General features: G+C 48.5%; 17 protein-coding genes. 12 read left to right on the forward strand and 5 right to left on the reverse strand.

Annotation, left to right across the window (positions count from 1 at the left end; genetic code table 11):
• Positions 1–4: 4 nt before the first annotated feature.
• The 6 genes from MESINF_RS08295 to MESINF_RS08320 all read left to right on the forward strand — a co-directional run bounded on the left by MESINF_RS08295 (position 5) and on the right by MESINF_RS08320 (position 6,307).
• A complete protein-coding gene (locus MESINF_RS08295) occupies positions 5–280 on the forward strand; it encodes a cell division topological specificity factor MinE (protein WP_169699384.1) in 276 nt (91 codons plus the stop codon).
• 3 nt (positions 281–283) lie between these two features.
• Positions 284–673 carry a secondary thiamine-phosphate synthase enzyme YjbQ gene (locus tag MESINF_RS08300; RefSeq protein WP_169699385.1) on the forward strand — a complete coding sequence of 130 codons (390 nt, stop codon included), beginning with the start codon at positions 284–286 and terminating at the stop codon, positions 671–673.
• Between the two features lie 48 nt (positions 674–721).
• Positions 722–3,478 carry an O-antigen ligase family protein gene (locus MESINF_RS08305; protein WP_169699386.1) on the forward strand — a complete coding sequence of 919 codons (2,757 nt, stop codon included), beginning with the start codon at positions 722–724 and terminating at the stop codon, positions 3,476–3,478.
• A gap of 94 nt (positions 3,479–3,572) precedes the next feature.
• Positions 3,573–4,304 carry an ATP-binding cassette domain-containing protein gene (locus MESINF_RS08310; protein ID WP_169699387.1) on the forward strand — a complete coding sequence of 244 codons (732 nt, stop codon included), beginning with the start codon at positions 3,573–3,575 and terminating at the stop codon, positions 4,302–4,304.
• Positions 4,301–5,257: a SufB/SufD family protein gene (locus MESINF_RS08315; RefSeq protein ID WP_169699388.1), complete on the forward strand. Its 957-nt coding sequence runs from the start codon at positions 4,301–4,303 to the stop codon at positions 5,255–5,257. Before MESINF_RS08310 ends, MESINF_RS08315 begins: the two co-directional genes overlap by 4 nt.
• Before the next feature lie 21 nt (positions 5,258–5,278).
• Entirely contained in the window at positions 5,279–6,307 is a 1,029-nt protein-coding gene (locus MESINF_RS08320) for a M42 family metallopeptidase (RefSeq protein ID WP_169699389.1), read from the forward strand.
• 26 nt (positions 6,308–6,333) lie between these two features.
• Here MESINF_RS08320 and MESINF_RS08325 read toward each other — a convergent pair whose 3' ends face one another.
• The 5 genes from MESINF_RS08325 to MESINF_RS08345 all read right to left on the reverse strand — a co-directional run bounded on the left by MESINF_RS08325 (position 6,334) and on the right by MESINF_RS08345 (position 10,645).
• A complete protein-coding gene (locus MESINF_RS08325) occupies positions 6,334–6,759 on the reverse strand; it encodes a hypothetical protein (protein WP_169699390.1) in 426 nt (141 codons plus the stop codon).
• Between the two features lie 83 nt (positions 6,760–6,842).
• The gene (locus MESINF_RS08330; protein ID WP_169699391.1) at positions 6,843–7,406 is read right to left on the reverse strand and encodes a hypothetical protein; all 564 of its coding nucleotides are present in this window, start codon (positions 7,404–7,406) and stop codon (positions 6,843–6,845) included.
• Between the two features lie 5 nt (positions 7,407–7,411).
• Positions 7,412–8,164, reverse strand: coding sequence for an ABC transporter ATP-binding protein (locus tag MESINF_RS08335; RefSeq protein ID WP_169699392.1), 753 nt, complete (start codon positions 8,162–8,164; stop codon positions 7,412–7,414).
• Positions 8,161–9,501 (reverse strand): replicative DNA helicase, encoded by a 1,341-nt coding sequence (gene dnaB / locus MESINF_RS08340; protein ID WP_231936684.1) that lies wholly within the window; start codon positions 9,499–9,501, stop codon positions 8,161–8,163. Before dnaB ends, MESINF_RS08335 begins: the two co-directional genes overlap by 4 nt.
• Complete coding sequence (locus tag MESINF_RS08345) at positions 9,476–10,645, reverse strand: alanyl-tRNA editing protein (RefSeq protein ID WP_169699394.1); 1,170 nt, start codon at positions 10,643–10,645, stop codon at positions 9,476–9,478. Before MESINF_RS08345 ends, dnaB begins: the two co-directional genes overlap by 26 nt.
• Positions 10,646–10,756: 111 nt before the next feature.
• Between MESINF_RS08345 and MESINF_RS08350 the strand changes: the two genes are divergently transcribed.
• The 6 genes from MESINF_RS08350 to MESINF_RS08375 all read left to right on the forward strand — a co-directional run bounded on the left by MESINF_RS08350 (position 10,757) and on the right by MESINF_RS08375 (position 17,512).
• Entirely contained in the window at positions 10,757–11,794 is a 1,038-nt protein-coding gene (locus MESINF_RS08350; RefSeq protein ID WP_197712653.1) for an ABC transporter ATP-binding protein, read from the forward strand.
• Entirely contained in the window at positions 11,791–12,957 is a 1,167-nt protein-coding gene (locus MESINF_RS08355; RefSeq protein ID WP_169699396.1) for an ABC transporter ATP-binding protein, read from the forward strand. Before MESINF_RS08350 ends, MESINF_RS08355 begins: the two co-directional genes overlap by 4 nt.
• Positions 12,957–14,678 (forward strand): ABC transporter substrate-binding protein, encoded by a 1,722-nt coding sequence (locus MESINF_RS08360; RefSeq protein WP_169699397.1) that lies wholly within the window; start codon positions 12,957–12,959, stop codon positions 14,676–14,678. Before MESINF_RS08355 ends, MESINF_RS08360 begins: the two co-directional genes overlap by 1 nt.
• Positions 14,679–14,764: 86 nt before the next feature.
• Complete coding sequence (locus tag MESINF_RS08365) at positions 14,765–15,703, forward strand: ABC transporter permease (protein ID WP_169699398.1); 939 nt, start codon at positions 14,765–14,767, stop codon at positions 15,701–15,703.
• A complete protein-coding gene (locus MESINF_RS13740; RefSeq protein WP_169699399.1) occupies positions 15,685–15,840 on the forward strand; it encodes a hypothetical protein in 156 nt (51 codons plus the stop codon). Before MESINF_RS08365 ends, MESINF_RS13740 begins: the two co-directional genes overlap by 19 nt.
• 13 nt (positions 15,841–15,853) lie before the next feature.
• Positions 15,854–17,512 (forward strand): ABC transporter permease, encoded by a 1,659-nt coding sequence (locus MESINF_RS08375; RefSeq protein WP_231936685.1) that lies wholly within the window; start codon positions 15,854–15,856, stop codon positions 17,510–17,512.
• Positions 17,513–17,518 lie beyond the last annotated feature (6 nt).

Raw genomic sequence — 17,518 nt, forward strand, 5'->3', positions numbered from 1 at the left:
GCGTATGTTCTTTGGACTTTTCAGAAAAAAGAAGAAGACGGAAGGAAGCAGAAAAGAAGCAAAGGATAGACTGGAATCGATCACCGGAGGCAGAAGGTACTCTGTACCGGTTCGAGAAGTGATTCCTCAAGAGCTTCTCCAATCAAGCGGCAAGGATATGATCTACCAGATAAAGGCCTATGTCGCCGACAAATACAAGGTAAAAGAAGAGAACGTCAAGGTACAGCTCGAAGAGCACAACGGTTATGTTGTGATAATCACCAATGTCGTCTTCCACTGAAACATGATATATACGATAAAAAGCAGCAAGCGCATAGAATTCATAGACATTACCGATCTGGTTTTCCAGTCTCTCAGAGAATCACGCGTCTCTCACGGTGTGGTCAACGTATTCGTTCCCCACACGACAGCTGGCGTAACGATAAACGAAAACTCCGACCCAAGCGTTGTAGAGGATATAATTAGCTGGCTGGCCCGCTTAGTGCCGACAAGTGAAGAGTTCAAGCATCTTGAAGGGAACTCAGACGCCCATATCAAAGCTACTCTTGTAGGTTCTTCGGTAAATATACCGTTCAGCGATAGTGAACTGAATCTCGGAGTCTGGCAGGCCGTATATTTTTGCGAGTTCGACGGCCCGAGGAAGAGGAACGTTGTGGTCTCGGTGATCGGATAGGAGTGGCGCGAAAAGACTGGCGCGAAGATTGCATCGAAAGGAGCCTTTATGCAGAAAAGGTCGCTACTTTTCTATGTAGTTTTCATCTTCGGTTCTTCCCTTTTTGCCATAAAGGGTTTCACCTGGGACATGGGTCTTCCCAAGTTCTATTTCGCTTCGGTCATGATCTCCGTTTTGATTATTCTTCTGAGTATGAAGGCCGTCCGTTCGCCATGGGAGCTCCCTCTGGCTTTTCCCCAAATTGTTGCGCTGGTACTGGCCGTTTACTCCTGTCTGACTACTTTGTTGCTCCTTGAAAGCCTTCCGGACGTCTTCCCCGTTTCACTTGGCTACGCCATGAACCTCCTGCTCTTTGTGGTTTTCTCGGTCCTGATCTCCAAGGATTCCGGAGACAGGCTGCTGATCTTGTTGCAGATTTTCATCTTCGCAGGGCTCGTGATTGCCCTGGATGCTTTATTCGCTTTCTACTCGGGAAAGAGCCTGCTTTGGGGTACGCAAAGCGCTCCCCTGTCGCGTGGTAATCTGGCCTCGGTGATAGGAAACGTAAACTTCACGACGGATCTGATGGGGATGTTGCTCCTTCCAGTGGCATTCCTGGTTGTTACGAATAGGCCTGTTTGGAAGCATGAAACCCTTCGCAGAGTGTTTTATCTGGTTATCTTCTCGGTCCTCCTTGTAGTCATTCTAATAGGTCAGACGAGATCGGTATATTATTCGGTTATTGGTTCTTTGATTTTCGTTGTTCTATTCTCAACGGTACTCATGATAAGGTTCCGGCCCAGGGGGGTTTTCACCGCGTTCAGCCCCCTTTTCCTTCTTTTTCTATTGCTGGTTACGGTCGCTATCATATGGGCTTATTCGGGAGATAATTTCCTCACACAGGGAAGCTTCAGCTTCTCGGAAAGATTAACATACACTTTCGAGGACAGCATTTCCGTAGATTCGCGTCTTCTCCAGTGGGAAGCGGCGCTTGAGCAATGGAAGGGATCGAAGATCCTCGGGACCGGCTTTGGTTCCTACAAGTACTTCTCGACAGAGAAGATGGGCGTGGTTCTCGCCAAAAAACCCCAGTATATGTACGCAGCCGGCCTGAACAGCATAAGGGCGCACAACGAGTACACACAGATACTTGGTGAAACTGGGGTTATTGGTCTGTCGCTAGTCTTTCTTTTTATCCTTTCCATGGCGATACACTCCTGGAAGGTTGTATCCATGACAAACTCACCCGAAAACGCTCTCGAGTATCTCTTTCTGGTTTCAGGACTGCTCATACTTTTCATAGATTCGATCCTTTCATTTCCAGCCCATCTGATGCCCAATGCTCTTTTCGGGGTTTTTCTCTTCGGTTTCGCCATGAGAAGGGAGTACTACTGTGGCAGAAGACTCACCGTAAAATTCGGCGGGGTAGTATCGTTGATCGTGGTTGTTTTCTCGCTTGGTTCTTCTGTGCTGATGAGCAGGAATTTCATCTCGGAAGGACTTTTCACCAGGGGTTACATAGCCTACAAAAACCTCGAGAACATCAATCCGCAAATACCCGGGCTTGTGGAATCAATTAACAATATAAAGGCAGAGAAGGAACTGTTGCTGAATTTCACGGGTACCTACACGGCTCTCGCAACAGACACATACGTTAACTCAAGAGAAAACCGTCTGCGCGAAAGGTATCCCGCCGCTCCCGAAAAGCTCCTTCACGATATGGCCGTTCAGGAACAAGAGCAGGCTTACAAATCTGCTATGTATCGGCTAAATTCAAGGTTGAAGGCTGCTTCCGATACACTTATGAATGCCAGGCAAGACGGGAACGAAAACTTCTACAGGGCTCTCAGAAACCTGGCTTTATCTAGAGAACTCTCTCCAGGTCAATACATGGCCGATACGTATTTCGGTTATCTCTACCTTACCACACAGAGGAAAGAAGATTTCAGGCTCAAGTTTTCCATGAGTCATGGGAATCTCGAAGTAGCATATAGAGAGATCTTCTCAAGAGAAGACGCTTTCTCGGAATGGCTGAACGACTCCGGTCAGGCCGGCGGTCTTCTGAAAGAGATTTCGCTAGATCATGCGTTCTTGAGGAGCCTTCCGGACGCGATATTCCATACAGAAAGCTCGACCGATCTTCAGTCGTTTCTCGAAGGTCTCGATTCAGATCTTTTAATCGATTTTCAACTTTCTCTCGACGCGATCGACGCGCTCTTAAGATCGCTTCGCATCGCTCCAGACCTTCAGGTGGTGAGAAACACCGCGAGCCTCCTCTTCAGGGTAATGATCGACTCATCTGGAGTGTCGGCCGAATTGAAGAAGATCGTTCCGATACTGAAAGACCCCGCCATTTTGAACGGAATAATCGCGGATCTTGTTGATTTGCCGTCTTCCTACAGGGGTGAGATGGTCGCGCTTTACGAAACGGCCATCACTAACAGCCCGGGAAGCTGGCTCAAAGACGATCCGAACATCTACGAAGAGTACGCGAGAAACCTTCTCATGGTTTACGGCGAAGGCGAGCTGACAAAAGTCTTGGAGATCGCGAAGAGCGAGCTATTCGCCTGGAGCTACATGAAGAGTCAGAACGTTGTGCCCGACGGAGTGCTGAAGGTTCTCCGGTCGTTTAAAGAAGATCTGAAAAGTGAATGGGTAGAGGCTCTGTACGGTGAGGTGGCGTCCTGGTGCAAGGAGAGAGTCGCCTCTTTGAAAGTGGAGCTGGAGAGCCTCGATATCTCGGACGCTGAAAAGGAAAAGCTGAACAACTTCCTTAAAAGGGCCGATGACTTCATAAAACTGTACGAATATTTTCTGGACGAGTGAAAAGTCACCAGGACGTAACATAAGCAATGTATCTGGCATTGCTGACGTTATTGATCGGACTTATGATAGTAATAGCGATGCCTGGAGGTATGAGATGCTTGAAGTAAAGGATATAAAGCTGGTTCGCGATGGAAGGGCGATTCTCAATTGTCTGTCCGCGCAGTTCGAAAAGGGAAAGGTTTACGCCGTTCTGGGTAACAACGGCGTGGGTAAATCGACGCTTTCGTACGTTTTGATGGGACTGGAATCCCACCGCGATTACGACGGCAGTATAGTGCTGGATGGAGTTCGGATAAACGATCTGTCGGTACCCGAAAGGGCAAAAAAAGGCATAACGCTGGGCTGGCAGGAGCCGGCCAGGTTCACCGGGTTGACCGTTAAGGAATACCTGACCCTCGGTGGAAAGATAAGACTCTCTTCCGAAGAGTTGCTTGAAGTGCTGGCAGTGGTGGGATTGAACGGCGATTACCTCGATCGTTTCGTTGACGATACCCTTAGCGGAGGCGAGAGAAAACGTATCGAGCTGGCCTCTATAATGATCGTCGACCCTCATGTGGTTATACTGGACGAGCCGGATTCCGGTATAGATATAATGTCAATGGAGATGATCGAAAACGTCCTCGAGAAACTGAAAGACAAAGGGACGACCGTCATAATAATCACCCACCGCGAAGAGATAGCGCGGATGGCCGATGAAGCATACCTTCTCTGTGGCGGGAGAATGCTCGCATCGGGAGAGCCCGAAGAGATAGTCCAGTTTTACAGAAAGCTCTGCGATAAATGCCAACACATAAACGAGCCCGTCAGAGGAGACATTTCGACATGATCGAGTCCAGTTACGAACGTGAGTTTAAAGCGATAGCGCAAGAATACGAAAGGTCTGGGGGGAATGTATCGGACTTTCTCAGAAAAGACATAGTGTCGATAATCGTTAGCGGAAACAAGATTATCGGAAGAAACACCGTCGAAGGAGTCCATCTCAGTGCAAAGGAACTGGATAACGGCGTCGAAGTCTGGCTTGATATAGACGACGGGATCTTAGTTAACAACCCCATCCACCTTTGCACGGGATACTTGAAACCCGAAGGCGTTCAGACCGTTCTCATTCACAACAGAATCGGCGACGGTTCGAAGGCGAAGTTTATCTCTCACTGTGTTTTCCCGAGTGGAAAGAACTTCACGCATTCGATGATCGCGGATACGAATGTCTGTAAAGGGGCGGAGATGCTGTACGAAGATACGCATATGCACAGCAAAGACGGTGGTGTAACTGTCATGGCCACTTACAGAACCAGGGTCCAAGAGGGCGGGCGGTTTCAGAACCTCTTCTACCTCACAAAGACTCGCGTGGGCAAACTTTATGTCAAAATGCACGTGGATCTCGAGAAAAACGCTTCCGCACACGTTGAATCCAAGGTCTATGAAAGGGAAGACGACTATCTGGAGATCGACGAGGAGATCAACCTCAACGGCGAGGGTTCTTCGGGAATAGCCAAAACCACGGTCTTTGCTACAGATCAGAGCAAGGCCAAGATCATCAACAAGGCTTACGGGAACGCGCCCTTCTCGAGGGGACATATAGAATGCAACGAGATAATAAAGGGAGATGCCGTCGAGGTCGGTACTGTGCCGGAACTGTATGTGAAAAACGAAAAAGCTGAGCTGACGCACGAGGCTTCCATCGGTAGGATCAACGTGAAGCAGATGGAGACGCTCATGTCGAAAGGCCTCAGCGAAGAAGAGGCGACCGATTTGATAATCAAAGGAATGCTCAGATAAAAAGGACAGGGGGTAGGCGGCTTGAAGTATCTTGAAGATTACACGATCAGGAAAATCCTTGAACTGGTGAATATTCCCAGCCCTTCTGGATTCACGGAAAAAATAATCGAGTTTGTGGCAAACCAGTTGCGGGAGATGGGTTTTGAGCCACGTAAAACCAGAAAGGGAGCGCTGGTGGTTGAGCTCGGCGGTTCGGGAAATCCGCTCGTTCTAGCGGTTCATGTCGATACGTTGGGTGCGATGGTGAAGTCTCTGAAATCTAACGGCAGGCTGGAAATAACCAACGTAGGAGGCTTCACCATGAACAGCATAGAGAATGAAAACTGCACGATTCACACAAAATCAGGAAAGAATTACACCGGAACCATACAAAGCCTTGCACCGTCTGTACATGTCTTCGATAACGCCAGAACGCTGGAGCGAAAGATGTCAAACATGGAGATAAGGGTCGATGAAGAGGTCTCCTGCCGGTCCGATCTCGAGAAGCTTGGAATAGAGGCCGGGGATTTCATTTCTTTCGATCCCAGAGCCGTAGTTACCGACAGTGGTTTCATAAAGACCAGACATCTCGACGACAAGGCAAGCGCAGCCATTCTGATGAGCCTGGCCAGAAAGGTCTCCACCGGAGAGCTGGAATGCGGTCGGAAGGTCTACCTCTTTTTCTCTAACTACGAGGAGGTCGGACACGGTGCTTCGGCTGCGATGCCTGAAGACTCTGAGGAGATAATATCTGTCGATATGGGCGCAGTGGGCGACACGCTAAATACAGACGAATATGTGGTTTCCATCTGTGCCAAAGATTCCGGCGGTCCCTACGATGGCGAGACAGTGAAAAAACTCATCGATGCCGCCAAAAGGGCCGGTGCCGATTATAGGGTAGATATCTATCCCTTCTATGGATCGGACGTCGAAGCGTCGTTACGTGCCGGATACGATGTCAGGTTCGGACTACTGGGACCGGGCGTCGAAGCGTCGCACGGCTACGAGAGAACTCACTACAAAGCCATCGATAACACACTGAAGTTACTTCAAGAGTACATAAAAAAATGAGGCGCTTTAAGCGCCTCGTTTCTTTATCAGAAGAGTATTTTCCCTTTTTTTGGGCCTCTTTCCTGGCCGAGCTGATTGACGAAGCTGGCCGGAGCCACGTCGATAACCTTGCTTTTCTCGGCTTCCATTGCTTCCTGCAGTTTCTTGCGGTATTCGTCCATCCTTTCCTTGAGTTCTGATACGTCACCCTGAAGCCAGTCGTAGATGTTATCGGTCAATCTATCCGTGATCTCTTCACCGCGCTCGTTCTCCTCCATGAGCCCGGCGTTCATTGTGACTTCGAGTTCCTCTTCGACTGCTTTTTTCACATCGTCCCTGGTGAAATCCGGTGCCATAAACTTCACCAGTCGCATCGCGATGTTTGTTCTCATTCTCAGATCGTCTATCGTAGCTTCGAGGTTGTCCACCCTAGCCATTATCGCACTGAGAAATTGATCAAGAGATATCTGCATATTTTCAACTCCCTTCTGAATTTTCCTCTTATATGATACTACCCGAAAGTGGTAAGAGAGTTAACACTATGTTTTACGTCCAATTATCGAGAGATTTGAGATCTATATCTCATCCTGACCAACCATACCGATAGAACCATGACCAGAATCGCCGCCATGAGATCGCCGGCGGCCACCGAATATATCCAGCCTGAGGGAAGATATTTTCCAGGGAAGAATCCACCAAAAAAATCTCTGTCGATAATACCCAGAACAACGAGACCGGTTCCAAGGAGAGCAACGATCGATGATTCCAGAACGACGAGATTTCTTTTTAAAAAAATGAAAGATACGAATGCAAGTGAAAAAACCAGTGATAACATGCACAGGACCGCCAGTATCCCAAAATACCAGGTCTCACCGGTAGAGACGGACGTAAGTGCAATCAGGAGCAGTGTACCGGGTCTTTTGATTATATCTGGAAGCGTCCTCCTTAGGTTGCCCGGATTGTCAACCGGTACGATCGATCTGAGTTGCAGGAGACCAATGATCAACGAAAAGAAAAGGACCGTTCCTGTATAGGATGAGCTCGCCAGAAAGAAAGACATAACCGCCAGAATCGAGACGACCGTTTCGGCTGTGGCAACGACCAGAGTCGAATATTTCAAGGCCATCACTCTCCCGATTCATTACTGTAAAGGTTCTCGCCTTTTTCGGTCATGTCAAGGAAAAGCTCTTCGAGAGAGTACTCCATCTTCCCCGATTGGCTTCTAAGCTCGTTCAACGTACCCTCTGCTATCAGCTTTCCGTTGTCGATGATTCCGATGCGGTCACACATTTTCTCGGCAACCTCTAGCACATGAGTCGTGAAAAAGATGGAGGCCCCCCCGTTGGCCATCTCCCTCAGCATGAGTTTGAGCTTGCGGGCACTCGCAGCGTCCAGTCCCACTGTTGGCTCGTCGAGAAATATAACCGATGGGTTCCTCATGAGCGCGATAGAAACCATCAGTTTTTGTTTCATTCCATGAGAATAGTCGCTTATGTACTTGCCCAGGTAATCGATATCGAAGATTTCTGCGATCTCGTAAAGACGCCTCAGGGTTTCTCTCTTGGGCAGCCTGTATATATCGATTATGAACATCGCGAATTCTATTCCCTTCAGATTGTCGTACATCTTCGGCTCATCGGGAACCACGGCGATCAATCTTTTTATTTCCATTCCCGATTCTCTCATCTTCAAACCGGCGATCTCTATCTCGCCGGAGTTCGGTTCCATGACTCCGGTTAGCATCTTGATCGTGGTAGTTTTGCCGGCTCCGTTCGGTCCGAGAAAGCCGTAAATCTCACCACTCTTGACGCAGAGGTTTAGGTTGTTTACGGCGATAAGAGTGCCGAACCTCCTGGTCAATCCCCTGGCTACAATCATCGTTCAACCTCGAAAGCCTTTTCGTAGAAGGTCACCGTCTTAGGATTGAAAACCATTTCTAGCGTCCCCACCGGTCCATTTCGCTGTTTGCCGATAATTATCTTCGTAACCTGCGGCATGTCGCTGACTTCGCTTTTATCTTTGTAATACTCTTCTCTGTATAAAAACATCACCGTATCCGCATCCTGCTCGATAGCACCCGATTCCCTCAGGTCGCTGAGACGAGGTGTTTTGTCCTCTCTCTGTTCAACGGCCCTCGAAAGCTGTGAGAGGGCAACCACAGTTATTTTCAACTCTCTAGCCAGGAGTTTCATCGAACGCGAGATCTCCGATATTTCCTGTTGCCTGTTGTCGGTTTTGCCCTTGGTGTGCATCAATTGCAAATAATCAACGAAAAGTACCTGTATGTTGTGTTCCATCTTTATGCGCCTGGCCTTGGCCCTTAGCGTCCGCGGATCAAGGGAAGGTTCGTCGTCTATGATTATCGGCGCCGTCTGTAGAACACTGGCTCCCGTTGTGAGTCTCTTCCATTCTTCGTTGTTGATATCGCCGGCGCGCAGTTTTGAGAGCTCGAAATTGCTGACGTTGCACAGAAGCCTTTGAGCGAGCTGTTCTTTCGACATCTCGAGACAGAAGATGCCCACCGGGATCCTGAACTCCAGCGCCATTTTGCAGGCGATGCTCAAGGCAAAGGCGGTCTTTCCCATAGAAGGACGCGCCGCAACTATCACAAGATCGGAAGGTCTGAAACCGGTAGTCGTCTCGTCGAGTTTTCTGTAACCGGTGGCTACTCCGGTTATTCTTCCGCTGAGGGCGTTCTCTTTGAGTTTTTCGAGGTTCTGAAAGACTTCGTGCATTATCTTGCCTATGGGTTGGTAAGTCTTGGAAACCTGCGACTCCGTGATCTGGAATATGGCCTTCTCCGCGTTGTCGAGAATCTCGTCGGTATCACCGTTTTCGTAAGCGCTTTCCACAATAGAGCTGGCCGCAGTTATCAGCGATCTTAGAAGAGATTTTTCCTTGACCGTCTTCGCGTAATAGGAGAAGTTGGCCGAGGTCGGTACGAGATCGGCCAGTTTGGCAAGTTCAACTTCTCCTCCTATCTCTTCGAGCGATCCGGATGTTCTCAACCTCTCGGTGACAGAGACGATATCGACGGGATTCCCCTCGTCGAAGAGCCTTTCCATCGTAGCGAAAATCAGCTGGTGCTTTCTCAGGTAAAAGTCCTGACTTGTGAGAAGCTCCATGATATCTGGAACGACATCGGGATCGATCAGTATGCTCCCGAGAACGGCCTCTTCAGATTCAACGCTACTGGGTGGAATCTTTGTTTTCACGTTTTTCACCAGCCTTTTGCAGATTAGCAGTGACTTCCAATATACTTTCTTTTAAAAGTGAGTTTTCACCAGAGAAGATAAACTGTCCCCTTTCCTTTCCTGCCCCACCCTTAACTTCCAGTTTGTTTTTTAGGTAAGTCACGATCGCTCCGCAGTCTACCCCTTTGCTAGAAAGCAAGACCCTGTCTCCAAACCTTCCAACGAACAGGTACTTCTCCTTTTCTATATATTTTGGAATCAATGAGATTATCTCTTCGCTATCTTCGATGAAAAGAGTTTCTCCATTTGTCAGGCTCAATTCCCGCGCAACGTTCTGCGCGACTCTCTCAGTGAGTTTTCTAACTGTCGCCTTTGCTTTTTTGACTTCCTCCACCAGCGAGTCGACACGGTCGGGAAGATCGAGATAGCCGCAGCTCAAAATAGAAGAAGCTCTGACGATCAAATCGTGCTTTCTGTAGTAATCCAGCAGGGCTCTCTGACCGGCAACGAAAAAGATTCTGGTCAGATCTCCCTTGACCTTTTCTCGTTTAATTATTTTAAGTACCCTCAACTCACCAGTTGATTGCACGTGGAAGCCTCCACAAGCACTCTTGTCGATACCTTCTATGGTGACGATCCTTATATCTTTGCCACTTTCCACTACTTTTTCGCTGATGGCCTTTCTCAGATCTAGCTTTCCGGCGATTTCACCTGGCATTATCTCGATTCTTACGCTTCTATTCTCTCCAATCAAAGAGTTCGATGTTTTCTCAACCAGTTCCTGCATTTCGTTGGTGAGAATAGATATGGTGAGATCGATCGTAGAATACTCCTCACCCATTTGGAATCCTACAGTTCTTGCTCCGAGCTCTCTTTCGAAAACGGCCGAAAGAAGATGCTGGGCGGTGTGCTGAACGGAGATATCTCTTCTCCTACCGAGGTCAATTTCGATATCAACGGTCTCTCCGGCTTTTCTTTGAATGAAACCTTCTATCTCTATCGAGCAAAGTTCTCCATCCCTTTTTATCGAAAGTATTTTATGACCGTCAACACTCCCCCTGTCACCTAGCTGTCCACCTTCGCCATCAACATAAACATTACCGTAACAAATTCCGATCAAGGTAGTACTGTCTCCGAACCTTATTTCCCTTATTGCTTCTAACATACATCGCCTCCAGCCACTTGATATTATATGCAAATATATGTAATAATTATACAGTAAGGTATGTTCCGCTCCGTGGGTGATATCTCGAAAGACGAATATGAGGTGATTTGGTTGCAAGAAAGACCGATCCTTTCGGTTAAAAATCTTTCCACACATTTTAAAATGGTGGAAGGTGTTGTTAAAGCCGTTCAGGATGCCACTTTTGATTTATATCGCGATGAAGTATTGGGTATTGTGGGAGAGACCGGCTCTGGTAAGAGCGTTACGGTAAAGGCTATCGCTGGAATGATAGACAATCCGGGGTTCATAGCGGGTGGAGAGGTACTCTTTCTAACCGACGAGTTTTCGAAGAGCGGTGAAAAGGAATACATAGATCTCGCCAAGCTTCCCAAAGAGAGTTTTTCACGAATACGAGGCAAGCACATCGGAATGATTTTTCAGGATCCTATGACTTCTCTGGATCCTATGTACACCATAGGCAATCAAATGATAGAGACCATTGTACACCACAAGGGTATTACGGCGGAGGAAGCCCGGGAAAGGGCCGTCAAGTTGCTCGAACAGGTGGGTATTCCTAAACCGTCTGAGAGGATCAACGATTACCCCTTCCAACTTTCCGGAGGTCAGAGACAGAGGGTGGTGATTGCGATAGCGCTCTCGTGCGACCCCGATATACTGATAGCCGACGAGCCTTCCACCGCCCTTGACGTCACCGTTCAGGCTCAGATACTGGAGCTGATGAAGGATCTTCAGGAACAGTTCAACAGCAGCATGATGTTCATCACTCACGATATGGCGGTAATAGCCGAAATCGCCACGAAAATAACCGTGATGTACGGGAGTTATCAGATGGAGATGGGACAATCCAAAGATATCTTCGAGCACCCTATGAATCCATATACAAATGCGTTGCTTGAATGCATCCCGAGACTCGATGTTAAACTGGATAGGCTTCTTCCAATTCCAGGCCAGCCGCCAGTGATGCTCAATCCACCGGATCTCTGTCCCTTTCTTCCGCGTTGTTCCAGAGCTGGAGAAAAGTGTTACAGGGATCTTCCACAAATGGAGCAGATGGGCGACAATCATTTTGTCAGATGCTGGAATCCAATCGCAGGAAAAGTCAGGCTGGTCAAGGAGGCTCAAGGATGAAGCTTCTCGAAGTCAAAAATTTGAAAAAGTATTTTCCGATAAAGCAAGGCTTCCTCGTGGAGAGAGTAGTAGGCTTTGTCAAAGCCGTAGATGACGTCTCTTTTTCCGTTGACCGCGGGAAGACGATTGGAATAGTTGGAGAATCCGGTTGTGGAAAGACTACGATAGGCAAATCGATTATCAGATTGCACGAAGTTACCGACGGAGAGATGCTAATAGATGAGGAAGATACGACCTTCTACTTCATGAAGCGCAAAAGGGCTCTCCAATATCTGAAGTCCAAGTACTTCAAAAATCCAGATTTCGATGGCGATGGAAGCGGGCTCGAAACGTACAAGAAAAAGATACACGACGTTTTTGTGAAGTCCGATAGAAATCCTTCAAAAACGCTGAACACTCTTTTCGAGAACCTGGAAGAGAAGAAGAGATTGTTGAGAAGAAAGGCGCAGATAGTCTTTCAGGATCCGATGTCGTCGCTCAACCCGAGGATGACCGTCGGACAGATGCTCGCCGAACCGCTTCTCTTCCACAAAATTGCTGAAAAAATGGATGATGCGATAGTCATGGTCAAAGACCTTCTCGTAAAAGTTGGTCTTAAGGCTTATCACGTGGATAGGTACCCCCACCAGTTCAGTGGAGGCCAGCGACAGAGAATAGCCGTGGCTAGGGCTATAAGCGTAAATCCCGAGTTGATAGTTCTCGATGAACCTACCTCGGCTCTGGACGTTTCAGTTCAGGCACAGATAGTGAACCTTTTCGAAGAGCTTCAAGAGCAGCTGAATGCGGGTTATGTTTTCATCTCTCACAATCTTGCGCTCGTGAGATTCATCTGTCAGGAAGTTTCTGTTATGTACCTCGGAAGAATAGTTGAACAGGGCGATAGTGAGTCGATATTCGACGCTCCGCTCCACCCATACACTAAAGCCTTGCTAGCGGCGGCCCCGATCCCCGATCCGAACAAAAAACGCAATCGGAAAGATCTAATTGGTGGGCAGGTTCCAAGTCCAATCAACAGGCCATCCGGTTGCTTCTTCAATCCGAGGTGCAAGTACAGGATGGATATATGTACCAGGGAATATCCACAAATGTTCAAGGTGGATCAAAAGCATTTTGTAGCGTGCCATCTTTATTCCACATCTCAAGAACAAGGAGGGGAAAAGTAATGAAGAAATTTCTAGTGCTTCTTTCTGTACTTCTGGTAGCCGTATTTTTAATGGCGGCACCGGAGTACAAAGTAGAAAATTTCAACGGAAAGCCCGGAGGAACCTTCTATTATTGGGGACTGGGTGATCCCAAATCTTTTAACATCGATTGGGCGCAGGAAACAAGCTCGACCGTTCCACTGGGCTTTATCCATGCTACGTTGTTAGAAGCCGACGAAGGCGGTATGCCAACCCAGGAAGGCCTTGCAAAGGAATGGTGGTTCTCCGACGACGGACTGACCTTCTTCGTCAAGATCAGGGAAGGAATTAAATGGTCCGATGGAACTCCATTCACCATTGACGACGTTTACTGGAACTTCGTGGATGTAGCGCTGAATCCGGAACAGACGGCCAACGGAAATGGTTCTTACATGGACTCGAACGATCAGCTCCCCATTGTGAAGATAGTTGACGATACAACTATCTCCTTCACCTGGACCGTTCCGATGGTGACCGCGTTGAGACAGGTCGGTTTCAGGACGATAGTTCCGAAACACATTCTAGGCGAGGCTGTCGCGAACGGAACCTATGCCGAGCAGTGGACGATAGCCGACGTTGACAAGCTCGTCGGAATGGGTCCCTACATAATGACCGAGTATGTCGAAGGCGTCAGAATCGTTTTCGAGAGAAACCCCAATTACTGGAAAGTAGATGCAAACGGTGTTCAGCTTCCTTATCTAGACAAAGTCAACTACGAGATCATCAGCGACCAGAACACCGCCCTTCTGAGATTCGAAGCTGGTGAGCTGGATATTTACGGCCCGAGCGCCGAGCAATTCCCGAGACTTGCCGAGATGGCTGCTGAAAAGGGTTGGGTTACAGGTGTCGGTGGACCGGCTCTCGGCTCGGAGTTTATAACTTTCAACTTCAACACCAAGGATCCTATCAAGAACGAGTGGTTCAGAAACGAATACTTCAGAAAGGCCTTCGTTTACGCTCTCGACAGACAGTCGATCATCGATTCTCTTTACAACGGACTCGGTTCTCCTCTCTATGGACCGGTCTCTCCCTCGAGTGGTTTCTACAACCCCGAGATCGAGAAGTACAACTACAAGTACTCCATAACCAGAGCTAGACTCGAGCTTAAGAAGGGTGGCTTCGACTGGTTGCCTGACGGTACGCTCGTTGACTCGAAGGGTAACAAGGTGGAGTTTGAGCTCCTGACAAACGCAGGAAACAGAACACGTGAAGCCATCGGTAATATCGTAGTTGACGGAGCTTCGAAACTCGGAATAAAGGTCAATTTCACGCCTATTCAGTTCAATACCGTGGTTAGTAGACTTCTTGACGCCACTTACGAAGCCGTTGTTATAGGTCTCACAGGCTCGGTCGATCCCGGAACCGGTTGGAACGTTTACAGACTCGACGGTGGTCTCCACTTCTGGAACTATCCGCCGTCCTACAATGAAGAAGACCACATAACTGAAGACATGTACATTCTTCCCGACTGGGAGAAGAGGGTCGACGAGATCTACAGACTACAGACTTCCGCGGTTGTCGATCAGGACAGGTACAATCTCTTCGCCGAGTTCCAGATGATCTTCGCCGAGTACCAGCCAGTTGTCTTCACGATGGCTCAGAACTTCCTCTATGTACACAAGGGCAATTTCCATCTGTCGGTTCCACAGCTGAGCCCTGCGACCGGCATTCTGTACCAGGTAGAGGGTTTCTGGAAAGACTGATAGTCTCTTTGATTTGATGCGGGAGGGTTTTCCCTCCCGCTTTCGGTAATGATGGAACGTCTTCGCAGTGTTGAGGAGGGAAAAAGGTGCTTAAGTATATAGTGAGAAGGCTCATACTGGCCATTCCTGTTTTATTAGGGGTTTCGGTCCTAGCCTTCTTGATCATCTCGGCCGCTCCGGGTGATTTTCTGGATGCCTATAGAATGAACCCTTCTATCACCAGAGATCAGCTGAAGCTTCTGGAGAGACAGTTCGGGCTCGATCAGAACGTCTTTGTTCAGTATTTCAAATGGCTTGGAAACGTCTTAACGGGAAATTTTGGATACTCGTTCACCTATAGAGTGCCCGTTTTCAATCTGGTGTGGAGGAGATTGGGTGCTACATTGCTTCTCAGCATAACCACAATGATTTTCACCTGGGGAATCGCCATACCTCTGGGTATATATTCGGCGCTTCATCAGTACTCGTTGAGCGACCAGACCTTCTCCTTTCTCGCATTCATAGGTATCTCCATTCCAAACTTCTTTTTCGCCTTACTATGGCTGTTTATGTCGGCTAAAACTGGCTGGTTTCCAATAGGCGGCTTGATATCACAGAACTTCAACGAACTCAGCTTTTTCGGGAAGATAGGCGATTACCTGTGGCACGTTGTCGGACCGATGGTAACGCTCGGCACTTCGGGGCTGGCAGGGCTCATGAGACAGATGCGTGGACAACTCCTCGACCAGCTAAGGCAGGATTACGTCCTTTTCGCCAGGGCAAAGGGCATGCCTGAGAAGAATGTTATATACAAGCACGCCGTAAGAAACGCGATAAACCCGATAGTGACTATATTTGGCTATGCACTTTCCGGACTCCTCGGCGGAGCCGTCCTCACAGAGACGGTCTTCGGCTGGCCCGGTATGGGTAGGCTTGTCATAGAGGCTTTGAACGCTCAGGATCTATTTCTGGTCATGGCTACGCTGGCGGAGCCGTCCTCACAGAGACGGTCTTCGGCTGGCCCGGTATGGGTAGGCTTGTCATAGAGGCTTTGAACGCTCAGGATCTATTTCTGGTCATGGCTACGCTTCTTCTGTCGGCCGTTCTACTGGTTATAGGTAATCTTCTGGCCGATCTTATGCTTGCCTGGGTCGATCCGAGAATAAGGTTCAGGTTAGGCTGAGGGGTGAGTTGGAGTGAAAAAAGAGAAGAAGAACGATCTGATAGTGACTCCTCAGGAAGTGAAAAAAGACGAACTCTTCGAAGTCAAATACATGGGCCGCTGGCAACTCGCATGGCGCGCCCTCAAAAAGCACAAGCTGGGACTCTTTTCACTTTGGGTACTAATAATACTCTATCTCGTTGCGATTTTCGCGGATTTTCTGGCTCCCAACAACCCTTATGATCAGAGGCAGGATCTTTCATACGCTCCTCCTTCGAAGGTCCACTGGACCGACGAAGAGGGAAAACTGACGGCTCCGTACATTTATGCCTGGGTGCTTGAGAGAGATCCCGAGACTTACAGAACCTTTTTTACGGAGGGAATCTCTCTGGGATCGGTTGTCGCCATCGACAGGGCGACCGGCGAGGAGAAGACCTTTGAACAGGGTAAAGATGGCGTAATGAATATATACGTGACCACGAAAACCGTTCGATATGCGCTCGATGCGGACGGAAATAGGGCCAACCTAGGAGGCCCCGAGTACAGTACGGTTCAGACCGTAAAATTGACCGAACTGGATATGCTGAAAGAGACTGTTGTCACCGAGACATCCAACAGGACAACCCTCGGCTCGCTCGCTCCCAGCAGGTTCAGAGAGTTACTGAGGATAGGTCCACCTGTAAAGGTGGTAACGGAGAGATCGTTGCATCGAATATTCGCCCAGAAGGAAGATGAAATAAAAGACGTCGTAGTGGAAGCCATGAATATAGTAAACGAGGTGATAGACGTCGATGGGGGCGACCTCGACCTGGCAAGGGAGTTTCTAGCGGAACTCGAAATCTCGCCAACTATAGTCGATGTGATTCAAGATCCCCAGGTCACAGATTACGTGACCAAGAAGTATCCGATAAAGTTCTTCACACAGTCCTGGGAGTACAAGTTACTGGGATTCATTCCCATGAAGCTTCACCTGGTTGGCACGGACCTGCCTTCTAAGTTTCTTCTTTTCGGCTCTGATATGTACGGTAGAGACGTTTTCTCCAGAATACTGTTCGGTTCGAGAGTATCTATGAGTATCGGGCTTCTAGCGATCCTGATAACCTTCTCTCTAGGACTTTCCATTGGTGGAGCGGCCGGATACTTCGGTGGTATCACCGATGAAATCCTTATGAGAGTGACGGAAATTCTTATGTCGATACCTAGCTTTTACCTGCTGATCTCTCTGAGGGCTGTTCTTCCAACCAGCATACCCCCACACATCACGTATATTCTCATAGTCCTCATATTGAGTTTCATAGGCTGGCCGGGAATGTCGAGGGTGATCAGGGGCATGGTTTTGAGTTACAAAGAAACGGAGTTTGTACAGGCCGCCATAGCTATGGGATATCCATCGGGGCGGGTTATACTTCGCCACATCATACCCAACACTGCGACTTATATAATAGTATCGGCCACTCTGTCGATTCCAGGATACATACTGGGAGAGGCGGGTCTGAGCTTCCTGGGTCTGGGAATAACCGAACCGTCGGCCAGCTGGGGACTGATGCTCTCTCAGGCTCAGAACATAAAGGCGATGACCGAGGCACCGTGGCTTCTGATACCGGGTATCTTCATATTCATCGTGGTCATGGCCTTCAACTTGCTGGGCGACGCCCTGAGAGATGCGCTAGATCCAAGATCGCTGGGTTTCTAATATTAC

The organism is Mesotoga infera, assembly GCF_900157305.1.
Taxonomy (GTDB): Bacteria; Thermotogota; Thermotogae; order Petrotogales; family Kosmotogaceae; genus Mesotoga; species Mesotoga infera.

What these genes read in the sequence shown, in the direction of transcription:
- MESINF_RS08295 (WP_169699384.1), top strand. Translation starts at nt 5, where the DNA reads ATGTTCTTTGGACTTTTCAGAAAAAAGAAGAAGACGGAAGGAAGCAGA.
- MESINF_RS08300 (WP_169699385.1), top strand. Translation starts at nt 284, where the DNA reads ATGATATATACGATAAAAAGCAGCAAGCGCATAGAATTCATAGACATT.
- MESINF_RS08305 (WP_169699386.1), top strand. Translation starts at nt 722, where the DNA reads ATGCAGAAAAGGTCGCTACTTTTCTATGTAGTTTTCATCTTCGGTTCT.
- MESINF_RS08310 (WP_169699387.1), top strand. Translation starts at nt 3,573, where the DNA reads ATGCTTGAAGTAAAGGATATAAAGCTGGTTCGCGATGGAAGGGCGATT.
- MESINF_RS08315 (WP_169699388.1), top strand. Translation starts at nt 4,301, where the DNA reads ATGATCGAGTCCAGTTACGAACGTGAGTTTAAAGCGATAGCGCAAGAA.
- MESINF_RS08325 (WP_169699390.1), bottom strand. Translation starts at nt 6,759, where the DNA reads ATGCAGATATCTCTTGATCAATTTCTCAGTGCGATAATGGCTAGGGTG.
- MESINF_RS08335 (WP_169699392.1), bottom strand. Translation starts at nt 8,164, where the DNA reads ATGATTGTAGCCAGGGGATTGACCAGGAGGTTCGGCACTCTTATCGCC.
- MESINF_RS08345 (WP_169699394.1), bottom strand. Translation starts at nt 10,645, where the DNA reads ATGTTAGAAGCAATAAGGGAAATAAGGTTCGGAGACAGTACTACCTTG.
- MESINF_RS08355 (WP_169699396.1), top strand. Translation starts at nt 11,791, where the DNA reads ATGAAGCTTCTCGAAGTCAAAAATTTGAAAAAGTATTTTCCGATAAAG.
- MESINF_RS08360 (WP_169699397.1), top strand. Translation starts at nt 12,957, where the DNA reads ATGAAGAAATTTCTAGTGCTTCTTTCTGTACTTCTGGTAGCCGTATTT.
- MESINF_RS13740 (WP_169699399.1), top strand. Translation starts at nt 15,685, where the DNA reads ATGGGTAGGCTTGTCATAGAGGCTTTGAACGCTCAGGATCTATTTCTG.